This window comes from Nocardioides soli (assembly GCF_014191495.1).
In the GTDB taxonomy this organism is placed as follows: Bacteria; Actinomycetota; Actinomycetes; order Propionibacteriales; family Nocardioidaceae; genus Nocardioides; species Nocardioides soli.
In genome coordinates this window covers 1-13,082 of record NZ_JACHWR010000020.1, presented here as the reverse complement: position 1 = coordinate 13,082, position 13,082 = coordinate 1, and the positions used below count along the sequence as shown (strand labels likewise).

Sequence of the window (13,082 nt, the reverse complement as noted above, 5' to 3'; positions counted from 1 at the left end):
CGCGGCTGGTGGCCGCGGCGACGCAGCCCGCCACCTCCGAGACCAGCCACGCGGCCCGGCGCGGCCCGAGTGGACCGGAGGCGAGCATGATGTCGAGCGAGTCGCCCGACCCCCACTCGTTGACGACGTAGCAGTACCCGTCGGCGCGGTCGGCGTCGAGCACCCGCAGCAGCCGTCGGTCGTGGATGGTCGCGGAGCGCTTGGCGGCGCCCAGCAGCGCGGCCGCGCGCTCGTCGTGCTCGGGGATCACGTGCAGCGCGACGTGGCGCTCGAGCACCCGGTCCTGGGCTCGCCAGAACCGGCCGCCCCCGCTCTCGGTAAGCAGGTCGACCAGGCGGTACCGGTGGGCGAGCACGTCGCCCGGCCGGATCGAGCTCGGCACTCAGCTCCCCTCGTGTCGGCTACCCGTGCGGCACCAGGACCCCGTCGTCGGGTCCGTGGGCCCATCGTAGGGCGGACTCAGGGCCGTCGTGGGATGGGCAGCCGCCGGGCGATCGTGTCGACGATCGTCGTGATCTCGTCGAGGCGCATCGTGCGCGCCGTGCCGAGCAGCACGAGGCCGCCAACGAGGCCGGTCACGACCACGGACACGACCGCCGCCCAGAGCCGGGCGACGCCGATCAGGTCGTGGACGAGGTACGCCGTGCCCGCGGCCGCCGCGGCGGCCAGGACGGCGGCGACGGCCAGCCGGGCGAGGAACCGCCACAGCTCCCGGGTGGGCAGGCCACCCAGCCGCCGGGAGAGCAGGGAGTAGGACACCAGCGCACCCACGACGTACGAGCAGGTGTAGGCGAGCACCAGCGCCGGGGCGGTGCCGGCGGCGTCGGTGCTGGCCACCAGCACCAGCGCGGCGACGATGTTGGTGCCGGCGACCGCGCACTGGATCCAGAAGACGGTCCGGGTCTGCTCCAGCGCGTAGAAGCCGCGCAGCACCAGATAGTGGACGGTGAAGAAGACGAGGCCACCGCCGAAGAGCGCGAGCGACGGCGCGTAGTCGGTGTAGTCGTCGGCCGCGGCGCCGTAGCCCCAGATCAGCCGGGAGACGCCGAGCGCGACGCACGGCATCAGCAGCGCGAACGGCAGGATCAGCGCGAGCGCGCTGCGCAGGGTCTCGCCGAGGGAGGTCGCCAGCCCGGCGTCGTCGCGCTCGGCCGCGCGGGCCGCCAGCCGGGGCAGGATCGCGGTGGCCAGCGACACGGTGATCACCGCGTGCGGCACCATCATGATCAGGAACGTCTGCGAGTAGATCGAGTAGCCGGTGCCGTCGGTGGACGACGCGGTGCCGCCCGACGCCAGCCGGACGACCACGGTGTAGGCGACCTGGTTGACGATGACGAACAGCACCGTCCAGACCCCGAGTCGGAAGGTGTGGCCGAGCCCGGTGTGCAGGAAGTCGAACCGCGGCCGGTAGTGGAAGCCGGTGAGGCGCAGGTAGGGCACCAGGATCGCGAACTGCGCGGCGATGCCGAGGGTCGAGCCGAGTCCGAGCAGCAGTTCCTGGTTCGCGTCGTACGGGCCGAAGACGTCCTGGGCCGGGCCGAAGACCACCAGGTAGACGACGAGCACCGCGATGGAGATGACGTTGTTGGCGATCGGCGCCCACATCATCGGGCCGAACCGGCCGCGGGCGTTGAGCACCTGCCCGATCAGCACGTACATGCCGTAGAAGAAGACCTGCGGCAGGCAGTAGCGCGCGAAGTCGACGATCGACTCCCGCTGCGCGGCGTACGCGGCGGCGTTCAGCTCGTCGGTGAGGAAGAGCTGGATCACCCACGGCGCGGCGACGACGAGCAGGATCGTCACGACGCCGAGGAAGAGCCCGGCCAGGGTGATGATCCGGTTCGTGTACGCGTCGCCGCGGTCCGGGTCGTCCTTGATCGCGCGGACCAGCTGTGGCACCAGCACCGCGTTGACGACCCCGCCCGCGAGCAGGATGTAGAGCATGTTGGGGATCGTGTTCGCGATGTTGAACAGGTCCGCATGCAGCTTCGCGCCGAGCGCCGCCGCCAGCAGCGTCGACCGGACGAACCCGCTGAGCCGCGAGACGACGGTGCCGGCCGCCATCACCGCGCTGTTGGCGAGGACGCGCCGGCGCTCGTCCTCGCGCCGCTCGTCGTCGAATGCGCTCACGACGCGGTCACGGCCTCGTCGCCGTGCGGATCCGGCGGACGAGCCGCACGACGATCGTGGCGAACAGCAGCGCGACGCCGGTGCCGAGGATCAGCCAGATCACGTTGCTCACCCGGTTGGACCGGATCGGCAGCGAGTCCGACGACCCGATCGGAACGCCGTCGCTGTCGGTGAGCAGCAGGGTGACGTTGCGGACGCCGATCGCCGACGACGAGGCGTTGAGCAGGATCGTGGAGCGCGAGTGGGGCGCGATCTCGACGTCGTCGTCGGGGACCACCACCTCGAGGGCGGGGTCGGTCTGCGCCTCCAGGCGCACCGTGACCGGCTGGTCGAGCCCGTTGGTGACGGTCGCGGAGAAGCGGCCGCTGCCGCTGGAGAGGATGACCGCCTTGGGCGCCTCGACGGTGACCGAGCCGAGGCGCTGCTCGATCCAGGCGCGTGACCGCACCGCCGAGGCGCGGCTGACCAGCGGGAGGCGGCGGTTGGCGTACGACACGTCGGTGAGCGCCTCGTCCTGCACGTCCGTCCCGACCTGGTCGTTCAGGGTGAGCAGGTTCTGGAGCATCGCGCCGGCCTCGGTGAGTCCGTTGGCGGCGGCGAAGTCGAGCGGGTCGAGCTCGGCCTCGCGCTGACTGTCGGGGTAGACGATCCGGTCGGCGGGGACCTCCCGGCCGGTCCGCCGGGCGATATCGTCGACCGTGGTCAGGCGCAGCCAGCCGGTGTCGAGGCCGTCGAAGAAGCCGTAGCTCGTCTCGGGCGCCCAGCCCTGCGGGAGCACGGCCACCAGCGGCTTGCGGCCGGGGGTCAGCAGCCGCACCGCCGCCTCGCTCACGATGCGCTGGCGCACCGACAGCGGTGAGAGCGGGTCTCCCGGACCGGGTCCGCCGCTCGCGGCGCCCGACGAGGCGACCACCATCGCGTGGCCATCGGTCCGGGCGACGGTGGGCGCGTTGTCGGCGCGGTCACCGAAGACCTGGTCGGAGACCAGCACCTGCGTGCCGGTGTCGGCGAGGTCCAGCGCGGCGGTCGAGAGGAAGCCGGAGGGCGGCGCGATCACCGGCGTCATGGGCAGTCCCCACGGGGCGAGCTCGGTGCCGGTCCGATCGCGGGCGGCGCGGTACGTCGCGGGGTCGTGGCTCGCGGCACCGGCCACGTCGAGGTCGCCGTACGGCAGGCCGAGCACCTCGTGCCCGTCGAGCGCGGACTGCAGCCGGGCCAGCCAGTCGGTCGCCGCCGCCGCCGCGGCCTCGGTCACCGCGGGGTCCTCGGTCCCGGTGTCGGGGGACGCGCCCTCGTCGGCCTCCCCGTCGGTGGCGTCGTCCGTGGCCTCGGGGTCCTCCGACGGCGACGGCGATCCGGACTCCCCGCCGTCCGGCTCCTCGGGCTCGATGGTCGGCTCGATCGTGCGCGGCGGGTTGCCCTCGCCGATCCGGACGGCCGCGTCGACGACGGCCGGGTCGACCAGCCACGAGATCGGGTGGTCGCCCGCGGTGGTGCCGAAGTCGGCGATCCGGCGCAGCTGGCCGGTGCCGCCGAAGGTCCGGGTCCAGCGGGTGAGGTTCGCGATCCGGCCGTCCGCCTCGTGCTGCACCGAGCGTCGTACCGGCAGCACGAGCGCGGTGTCCACGGAGCGCGAGGTCTCGGGTACCAGCGGCAGGAACGTCCGGGCCCGGCCGTCGGCGAACTCGTCGCGCGGCTCCGCCGCCTGGCCGAGGGCGTGGACGCCGAACCAGTAGACGCCGGGTGCGTCGACGGCCACCCCCCGCGGTGACTCGGCCGCGATCCGCTTCCGCGGGACCGAGAAGGAGAAGTCGCGGGTCTCGCCCGGCGCCAGCTGCTCGATCGTGTAGTAGGGCCCGGGGTCGGTGACGCGCTCGCCGACGAAGTCCTCGGAGCCGGCGGTCGCGGCGTCGGCGAGCTCCGCGGTGGTCGTCATCGGAGCGTCGGAGATGAAGGAGTAGAGGTTGATCGTCGTCCACGCCTGGTCGTCGACGTTGGTGACGGACCCGCTGACCCGCATCGGTCCGCGGCGCGGCAGCGTGGACGGCGACAGCGTCTCGAGGGTCACCTCGAGCGGCGCGGCGTCGACCTTCGACGTGGCCTTCGACGTGGCCTTGGTCTCGCCGGCGGTGGCGGGCGGCGTGAGCAGGAGCCCCGCGAGCGCCGCGGCCACGAGGGCAGGCAGCAGCGACACCGGGCGAAGCACGCAGTGACTCTACTGGCCGACCGTGTGCGAATCGGGCCCCCGGTGCCGCCACCACTAAACTCGTCTCCCGTGCCTGACGCCCCTCCGCCGCCACTCAACATGGCCGATGTCCAGCGCTCGGTCGCGAGCGAGCTGGACCGGATCGCGCCGGTGCTCGACGACCTCGGCCGCCGGTTCGCCGAGGCGGGCCACGAGCTGGCCCTGGTCGGCGGGCCGGTGCGCGATGCGATGCTCGGCCGGCAGCACAACGACCTCGACTTCACCACCTCGGCGCACCCCGACGAGACCGAGCGGCTGATCAAGGACTGGGCCGACGCGATCTGGGACATGGGCCGCGGCTTCGGGACGATCGGCTGCCGCAAGGGGCCCTGGCAGGTCGAGATCACGACGTACCGCTCCGAGGCCTACGACCCCGACTCGCGCAAGCCGGAGGTCGACTTCGGCGACACGCTCGACGGCGACCTGGGTCGCCGCGACTTCACGGTCAACGCGATGGCGGTGCGGGTGCCGGGCCGCGAGGTCGAGGACCCGTACGGCGGCATCGTCGACCTGGCCCACCGGGTGCTGCGGACTCCCGGCCGTCCGGAGGACTCCTTCTCCGACGACCCGCTGCGGATGATGCGCGCGGCGCGGTTCGCCGCGCAGCTCGGCTTCACGGTCGACCCGGCGGTCGTCGAGGCGATGCGCGCGATGGCGAACCGGATCGAGATCATCTCGGCCGAGCGGGTGCGCGACGAGCTGGTCAAGCTGGTGTGCGCGCCGTACCCGCGCCTGGGCCTGACGCTCCTGGTCGACACCGGCCTGGCCGCCCTGGTGCTGCCCGAGCTGCCGGCGCTCGCGCTCGAGCGCGACGAGCACCACCGCCACAAGGACGTCTACCAGCACACCCTGACCGTGCTCGAGCAGGCGATCGACCTCGAGGACCGGCTGCCCGACGGCGGCCCCGACTTCGTCACCCGGTTCGCCGCGCTGATGCACGACGTCGGCAAGCCGCGCACCCGGCGGTTCCTCGCCGACGGCACCGTCACCTTCCACCACCACGACGTCGTCGGCGCCAAGATCACCCGCAAGCGGATGAAGGCGCTGCGCTTCTCCAACGACGCGATCGACGAGGTCAGCCGGCTGGTCGAGCTGCACCTGCGCTTCCACGGGTACGGCACCGGCGAGTGGACCGACTCCGCCGTCCGCCGCTACGTGCGCGACGCGGGCGACCAGCTCGACCGGCTGCACGTGCTCACCCGCGCCGACTGCACCACCCGCAACCGGCGCAAGGCCGAGCGGCTGCGGCGTACCTACGGCGAGCTCGAGGCGCGGATCGCGAGGCTCGCCGAGCAGGAGGAGCTGGACGCGATCCGGCCCGACCTCGACGGCAACCAGATCATGGAGATCCTCGGCATCGGCCCCGGCCGCGGGGTGGGCGAGGCGTACCGGTTCCTGCTCGAGCTGCGCATGGACCACGGGCCGATGAGCGAGGAGGACGCCGGCGCCGCGCTCCGGGACTGGTGGGCGTCGCGGTGATCGGGCTGGCCTGGCTGGCTGGCCTGGCCTCACCGTTCTGAGCGTCGAGACACCCAGAATGGCGGCCATCTGGCCGGTACGGCAGCCATTCTGGGTGTCTCGACGACTCTTCAGGCCGACCGGCGATCCAGGATCTCGTCGAGGGTGGGCGCTGCTGGCGGGCCGACCCGCCAGCGACGGGTGAGGTGGACGGCGCGGGCCGCCGCCTGTTCCATCCGGCGGGTCACCTTGCGCGCGTCGCGCAAGTCCCGCCCGACCGTCTCGACGTACTCCAAGCCGACGTCGCGCAGGATCGCCTCGCGCTCGATGTCCGACTCGTGCCGGTCGATGTCCCGGTGGTCGGCCCCGGCGTACTCCCCGACGACCCCGCGGACCGGATCGAGCAGGTCCGGTACGGCGACCAGGCTGCCGCGCTCGTCGAGGATGTCTCGGTTGATCAGGGGGCGACCCCAGCCCGCGGCGTACTCCCAGATCAGACGGAAGCGATCCTCCTGTGGCGACCGGCATCCCTCGACGGACATCTCCACCGCCTCCTTGACCAGCCGGACGTCGCGGTACCACCGGCGGGTCGCGGCGTAGAGCCGCATCCGCCTGACCGAGGTCAGCCGGCCGGCGTAGGCGGCCCCCGCCGCGACCGCCATCTCCGGTACGTCGCCGATGGGCCGCATCTCGTCGAACAGCGCCCGCTCGACCCGGGTGCACCGCACGCCATGGAGGTCGATCACCTCGTCCGGCGGGATGCGGTCCTCGACGATCCGCAAGCCGGACGCGGCCCGGACCCGGCCCTCGTTCGCCGCGATCGGGACCAGGAGGCGGGTCTGTCCGTCACGGGCGAGGCCGTCGAAGAAGCCACCGCCATGGAGCCGCAGCGCGGCCCAGCCGGTCACGACCGCGTCGGTCCCGCAGCGGGCCCACGCCTCGACGATGCGTTGTTCGACCAGCGCGTCGCTCACGTGTCCGGGCACGAAGAGCCCCGGCCCGGTCCTGCGCCAGCCGGGCCCACGGGACTGGCCCCGGGTCGGTCCGGTCCGGCCTCGGGGGTCCACTCTGGCCGGCAGCACGAGACCGGAGACGGGCGGAGCGACCGGATCCCAGCGATGTGCCACGGATCCGGCATTCCCGGATTCGCCTGTGGACGAATCAGCTGTTCGGCGTACCTGTGGAAACGCGTCGAGACACCAGAAATGGCTGCCAGGATTAGATCCTGACAGCCATTCTTGGTGTCTCGACGGTCTCCGCGTCAGCGGAGGACAGTCAGCGGCAGGTCACTCTTCCCCGCGGATGAAGGCCTCCACGCGGCGGCGACCCTCGTCGTCGGGCAGCTGCACCGGCGGGGACTTCATCAGGTACGACGAGGCCGAGATGATCGGGCCGCCGATGCCGCGGTCCTTGGCGATCTTCGCGGCGCGGATGGCGTCGATGATGATGCCGGCGGAGTTCGGGGAGTCCCAGACCTCGAGCTTGTACTCGAGGTTCAGCGGCACGTCGCCGAAGGCGCGGCCCTCGAGGCGGACGTAGGCCCACTTGCGGTCGTCGAGCCAGGCGACGTAGTCGGACGGGCCGATGTGGACGTTCTTGTCCTCGATCTTGCCGGCCAGCGGGCCGTTGAGGTTCGAGGTGACGGCCTGGGTCTTGGAGACCTTCTTCGACTCCAGGCGCTCGCGCTCGAGCATGTTCTTGAAGTCCATGTTGCCGCCGACGTTGAGCTGGTAGGTGCGGTCCAGCACCACGCCGCGGTCCTCGAACAGCTTGGCCATCACGCGGTGGGTGATGGTCGCGCCGACCTGCGACTTGATGTCGTCGCCGATGATCGGGACGCCGGCGTCCTCGAACTTCTTGGCCCACTCGGGGTCGGAGGCGATGAACACGGGCAGCGCGTTGACGAAGGCCACGCCGGCGTCGATCGCGCACTGGGCGTAGAACTTGTCGGCCGCCTCGGAGCCCACCGGCAGGTAGGAGACGAGGACGTCGGCGCCGGTGTCCTTGAGGACCTGGACCACGTCGACCGGCTCGGCCGCGGACTCCTCGATGGTCTGTCGGTAGTACTTGCCGAGACCGTCGAGCGTGGGGCCGCGCTGCACCTCGATGCCGAGGGTGGGCACGTCGCAGATCTTGATGGTGTTGTTCTCGGAGGCGTTGATCGCCTCGGACAGGTCCTTGCCGACCTTCTTGTCGTCGACGTCGAACGCGGCGACGAACTGGACGTCGGCGACGTGGTACTCACCGAACGTGACGTGCATGAGACCCGGGACGGTGCCCTCAGGGTCGGCGTCCTTGTAGTAGTGCACGCCCTGGATCAGGGAGGTGGCGCAGTTGCCCACCCCCACGATTGCCACTCGTACCGATCCCATCGGGATTCCTTCCTTGTTCACTGCTCGGTCTAGTTCTGCGGTGCGGCCTGCTGGCCGGTGGCCGGGTGGCCGCTGCTGGTGTCGGACCGGCGCTCCTGGCCGGAGGTGTCGGTCCGGGACCGGTGGAGGTCGCCGTTGCGCTCGGCGTTGATGAGGTCCGACAGCCACCGGACCTCGCGCTCGACCGACTCCACCCCGTGGCGCTGGAGCTCGGCCGCGTAGCGATCGACCTCCTTCTGGGTGATCGCGAGCTGGCCCTGCACCCGGTCCAGACGCTCCTGGAGGCGGGTACGACGACCCTCGAGCACCCGCAGGCGGATCTCCATGTCGGTCGAGGAGAAGAACGCGAAGCGGATGTCGAAGTTGTCGTCCTCCCACGCGGTGGGCCCGACCTCCGACATCAGGCGCTGGAACTCCCGGGTGCCGGCCTCGGTGACCTGATAGGTGATGCGCGGACGCTTCGACACCGGGGTGCCCGGCGTCTTGGTCGTCATGGTCTCCTCGATCAGCGAGGCGCGCAGCATCTTCTTCAGGGCCGGGTAGAGCGACCCGTAGGAGAGCACCCGACCCCAGCCCAGCATCAGGTTGAGGCGCTTGCGGAGCTCGTAGCCGTGCATGGGTCCCTCGTGCAGCAGCCCGAGGACTGCCAGCTCGATGGTCTCCGCACGACGTGCCACGGGACCTATCGTAGCGATATATCCGCCCGTTGCGAATACCGGACCCGTCGGGGTGTTCCATCGGGTTTCCATCGCGCACGTCACCCTGCGTCGTCTTGGGCGGGTGTGGCGGCCCCCCGTACCCTGTCGAACGGCCCGGACGCCGTTCCGGCCCTCTCCCCAGCGGCAGAGAACCCCGAGCAACCGACCAGCGGAGCCAACGACCGTGAGTGGCAAGCGCCGGGCCGCCGGCCCCGCACAGAGCAGCGCCCCTGCGAAGAAGGGCGCGGCGACGAAGCGACCCCGCACCCGCAAGCAGCGGGTCTGGCGGGTCGCCAAGTGGTTCCTGATCGTCGGCCTGGTCTGCTCGCTGGTCGCCGTCGGCGGGTTCATCTACGCCTACCAGACCACGGACATCCCCGACCCGAACGAGGACTTCGAGACCCAGACGTCCTTCGTCTACTACTCCGACGGCCAGACCGAGGTCGGCAGCTACGCCACCCAGAACCGGCAGTCCATCCCGCTCGACCAGATGCCGCAGAACCTGCAGGACGCCGTGGTCGCCGCCGAGAACCGCTCGTTCTGGAGCGACAACGGCATCGACCCCAAGGGCATCCTGCGCGCGGCGTTCAGCAACGCGAAGGGCAACGCCACCCAGGGCGCCTCCACGATCACCCAGCAGTACGTCAAGATCCTCTACCTGACGCAGGAGCGCTCCTACCAGCGCAAGCTGAAGGAGGCGATCCTCTCGCTGAAGCTCCAGCGGGAGATGTCCAAGGAGCAGATCCTCGAGGGCTACCTCAACACGATCTACTTCGGGCGCGGGGCGTACGGCGTGCAGGCCGCCTCGGAGGCGTACTTCGCCAAGGACGCCAAGGACCTCAGCCTCCGCGAGTGCGCCGTGCTCGCGAGCGTGCTGAACAACCCCTCGTCGTTCGACCCCGCCAACGGCAAGGCCTCCAAGGAGTCGCTCAAGGAGCGCTACCGCTACGTGCTCGGCGGGATGGCCGACGCCGACGACGTCAGCGCCGAGAAGGCCGAGAAGGCCGCGCGGCGGCTGCCCAAGTTCCCCAAGATCCAGGCCGAGAGCAGGTACGGCGGGCAGAAGGGCCACATGCTCTCGATGGTCCGCAGCGAGCTCAAGGACCTCGGCTTCGACGACGAGCAGATCGACGGCGGCGGCCTGCGGGTGACCACGACGTTCACGAAGAAGGCGATGGACGCCGCGGCCGCCGGGGCGCGCGAGCAGCGCCCCGAGGGGCCGGAGTTCTCGGAGAAGAACCTGCACGTGGCGGTCGCCAGCGTCGAGCCCGGCACCGGTGCCGTCCGCGGCTTCTACGGCGGCCAGGACTACCTGCAGTCGCAGATCAACTGGGCGGTCACCGGCGGCATGGTCGGCTCGACGTTCAAGCCGTTCGCGGTCGCCGCCGCGCTCAAGGAGGGCTTCTCCCTCAAGGACACCTTCGACGGCAACTCGCCCTTCTACTACAACGAGCAGGGCACCGGCGCCCGGGTGCGCAACGAGGGCTACGGCTCCGACGGGCTCGGTACCGACTACGGGTCGAGGGTCAGCCTGCTGCGCGGCACCGAGGACTCGATCAACACGGTGTTCGCCGACCTGACGGTGTCGATGCCCGACGGTCCGGAGAAGATCATGCAGACCGCCGAGGACCTCGGCATCCCGAACTGGAACAAGAACCAGGCCGGCTACGACAACCTCGACAACAGCCCCGGCCTGGAGCCGGTCAGCGGCATCGCGCTCGGCTCGGCGACGATCGCCCCGATCAACATGGCCAACGCCTACGGCACCATCGCCAACGGGGGCCGCGCCGCCAAGGCGCACGTCGTCCAGAAGGTCGTGAGCAAGAGCGGCGAGGTCCTGTACCAGTTCAAGCAGTCGACCAAGCGGGCCGTCGACGAGGACGTCGCGGCCGACACGTCGTACGCCATGCAGCAGGTGGTCTCGGTCGGCACCGGTACGGCGGCACGAGCGCTGGGCCGCCCCGCGGCGGGCAAGACCGGCACGGCGACCAACAGCGACGACGACGTCGCGTCGGCGTGGTTCGTGGGCTACACCCCGCAGCTGGCGACAGCCGTCATGTACGTGCGCGGCAAGGGCCAGGAGCAGCTCGACGGGTGGCTGCCCGAGTACTTCGGCGGCTCCTACCCGGCGCGCACCTGGACCGACGTGATGGGCCGGGCCCTCGAGGGGACCGAGGTCGAGTACTTCCCGGAGCCGGCGTACCTCGACGGCGACGCCCCCGACGACGGGCACGAGCCGTACACGCCGCCGCCGAAGCCGACCAAGAAGCCGAAGCCGAGCAAGTCCGACAAGCCGACCAAGAAGCCGGACAAGCCGACGGAGACCCCCGACCCGACCGACACGCCGACCATCCCGGACACGCCGCCGACGATGCCGCCGCCCACGACCTGTGACCCGGCGGTCGGCTGCCCGCCGGAGCAGCCGGTGCCGCCGACGCCGACCGACCCGGCGGCGACGGTCGCCGTGCCGCCGACGCCGCCCGCGGCCCGCCAGGTGGCGCACCGCACCGAGCATCGGGTACGGCGGGGCTGATGGCCGCGCCGGTGGGGGATCGCGCCTGGGTGGACCCCACCACCGACGACGCCGTCGTCACCACGCTCAGCGAGGGCGTCGGCGGACCGATCGGGACCCGCGCCGGGCGACACCCGTGGTGGACGCCGGTGCGGGTGCTGCTCGCCCTGACCGCGCTCTGCCTCGCGCTCGGGATGTTCCAGAAGGCCGGCTGCTACGACAACACCTGGCAGGACGGCCAGTCCCGCTACAGCCAGATGTGCTATTCCGACCTGCCCTACCTCTACACCGGCCGCGGCTTCGCCGAACTGAACTGGCCCTACTCCGACGACCACCAGGTGCGGGACCGGTTCGAGGTGATGGAGTACCCCGTCGGGATCTCGTACTGGGCCTGGGGCACCGCCTGGGTGACGCACTGGATCACGGGATCGCCGGACCTGGAGCCGAGGTACGCCGCGGACACGGCCACGGTCGCCGGCTGGCCCGAGGTGCATCGCGAGATCCGAGCGTTCGTGATCGTGAACGCGATCGGGTTCGCGGTGCTTGCGCTGCTGTGCACCTGGCTGCTCGCCGGCGTGAACCCACGCCGACCCTGGGATGCCGTGGCGTTCGCGCTCTCCCCGGCCCTGCTGCTCACCGGCCTCGTCAACTGGGACCTGGTGGCGGTGGTGTTCGTCGCCGGGGCGCTGTGGGCGTGGGCGCGCGATCGGGCGCTGCTGACCGGCGTGCTGATCGGGCTCGGCACGGCCACCAAGCTCTATCCGCTCTTCCTGCTCGGCGGCGTGCTCGTGATCTGCCTGCGCGAGCGCCGCTATCGCCCCTTCGGGTTGACGCTCGCCGGCGCCGTCGGGGCCTGGATCGCCGCCAACCTGCCCGCGCTGCTGACCGGCCCGGCGGAGTGGAAGGTCTTCTGGACCTTCAACTCCGACCGCGGCGCCGATCTCGGCTCGGTCTGGCTGGTCGTGCAGCAGGCGATGGACACCGTGCCGGACCCGTTCTCCTTCGACCCGCACACGATCAACCTCGCGTCGTGGATCTTCTTCGGCGCCTGGTGCGTCGGGGTCGCCGCACTCGGGCTCACCTCGCCGTCGACCCCGCGCCTGGCGCAGCTCGGGTTCCTGATCGTGGCCGGCTTCCTGCTCGTCAACAAGGTCTACTCCCCGCAGTACGTGCTCTGGCTGCTCCCGCTCGCCGTGCTCGCCCGCCCGCGCTGGCGCGACCTGCTGATCTGGCAGGCCGGCGAGGTGCTCTACTTCGCGGCGGTCTGGTGGTACCTCGGCGGCTACCTGGCGCCGGCCGCCGGCGGCGACTCCGGCTTCTACTGGGCCGCGATCCTGCTGCGCACGGCCGCCGAGCTCTACCTGGTCGCGATGGTCGCGCGGGACCTGTGGCAGCCGCGGCGGGACCCGGTGTGGCGGACGCGGATTCCCCGGTTCACCGGGGATTCCGGGACTTCTCGGCCGATGCAACGCCTGAGAAGTGACAGTTCCGCCTGAGAAGTCCGGGCCTCAGTCCACGACGACACGGTCGAACGACGTCGCCGTGTAGCGCACCCGAACGTCGACCTGGTCGCCCACCGCCGGCACGCGAGCGCCGTGCGGGAGGAACAGCATCGACGCCTGCATGTGCGGCGGCTCGGCGAAGAGCCGCTGCTTGCCGTCGATCGA

Annotated in this window: 9 protein-coding genes; 3 read left to right on the top strand and 6 right to left on the bottom strand. The window is 71.3% G+C overall.

Annotated elements, in window-relative coordinates; translation table 11 throughout:
- The 3 genes from FHU40_RS27480 to FHU40_RS27470 all read right to left on the bottom strand — a co-directional run.
- The coding region (locus FHU40_RS27480) for a protein kinase family protein (protein WP_484549384.1) at nucleotides 1-382 on the bottom strand (382 nt) is incomplete at its 3' end.
- Nucleotides 383-459: 77 nt separating this feature from the next.
- Nucleotides 460-2,130, bottom strand: coding sequence for a murein biosynthesis integral membrane protein MurJ (gene murJ, locus FHU40_RS27475; protein WP_252274889.1), 1,671 nt, complete (start codon nucleotides 2,128-2,130; stop codon nucleotides 460-462).
- Between the two features lie 7 nt (nucleotides 2,131-2,137).
- Entirely contained in the window at nucleotides 2,138-4,336 is a 2,199-nt protein-coding gene (locus FHU40_RS27470) for a DUF6049 family protein (RefSeq protein ID WP_183595675.1), read from the bottom strand.
- A gap of 99 nt (nucleotides 4,337-4,435) precedes the next feature.
- Between FHU40_RS27470 and FHU40_RS27465 the strand changes: the two genes are divergently transcribed.
- A complete protein-coding gene (locus FHU40_RS27465) occupies nucleotides 4,436-5,854 on the top strand; it encodes a CCA tRNA nucleotidyltransferase (protein WP_183595676.1) in 1,419 nt (472 codons plus the stop codon).
- A gap of 110 nt (nucleotides 5,855-5,964) precedes the next feature.
- On the opposite strand, the gene FHU40_RS27460 is transcribed toward FHU40_RS27465, so the two are convergent.
- The 3 genes from FHU40_RS27460 to FHU40_RS27450 all read right to left on the bottom strand — a co-directional run bounded on the left by FHU40_RS27460 (nucleotide 5,965) and on the right by FHU40_RS27450 (nucleotide 8,882).
- The gene (locus tag FHU40_RS27460; RefSeq protein WP_183595674.1) at nucleotides 5,965-6,819 is read right to left on the bottom strand and encodes a hypothetical protein; all 855 of its coding nucleotides are present in this window, start codon (nucleotides 6,817-6,819) and stop codon (nucleotides 5,965-5,967) included.
- Between the two features lie 300 nt (nucleotides 6,820-7,119).
- A complete protein-coding gene (locus FHU40_RS27455) occupies nucleotides 7,120-8,205 on the bottom strand; it encodes an inositol-3-phosphate synthase (RefSeq protein WP_183595673.1) in 1,086 nt (361 codons plus the stop codon).
- A 29-nt stretch (nucleotides 8,206-8,234) separates the two neighbouring features.
- Nucleotides 8,235-8,882 (bottom strand): PadR family transcriptional regulator, encoded by a 648-nt coding sequence (locus FHU40_RS27450; RefSeq protein ID WP_183595672.1) that lies wholly within the window; start codon nucleotides 8,880-8,882, stop codon nucleotides 8,235-8,237.
- 205 nt (nucleotides 8,883-9,087) lie between these two features.
- Between FHU40_RS27450 and FHU40_RS27445 the strand changes: the two genes are divergently transcribed.
- Nucleotides 9,088-11,436 (top strand): transglycosylase domain-containing protein, encoded by a 2,349-nt coding sequence (locus FHU40_RS27445; RefSeq protein WP_183595671.1) that lies wholly within the window; start codon nucleotides 9,088-9,090, stop codon nucleotides 11,434-11,436.
- Entirely contained in the window at nucleotides 11,436-12,911 is a 1,476-nt protein-coding gene (locus FHU40_RS27440; RefSeq protein ID WP_183595657.1) for a glycosyltransferase family 87 protein, read from the top strand. Before FHU40_RS27445 ends, FHU40_RS27440 begins: the two co-directional genes overlap by 1 nt.
- Nucleotides 12,912-13,082: the final 171 nt, after the last annotated feature.

Coding starts and splice junctions, on each gene's coding strand:
- FHU40_RS27465 (WP_183595676.1), top strand. CDS start 4,436: ATGGCCGATGTCCAGCGCTCGGTCGCGAGCGAGCTGGACCGGATCGCG.
- FHU40_RS27455 (WP_183595673.1), bottom strand. CDS start 8,205: ATGGGATCGGTACGAGTGGCAATCGTGGGGGTGGGCAACTGCGCCACC.
- FHU40_RS27440 (WP_183595657.1), top strand. CDS start 11,436: ATGGCCGCGCCGGTGGGGGATCGCGCCTGGGTGGACCCCACCACCGAC.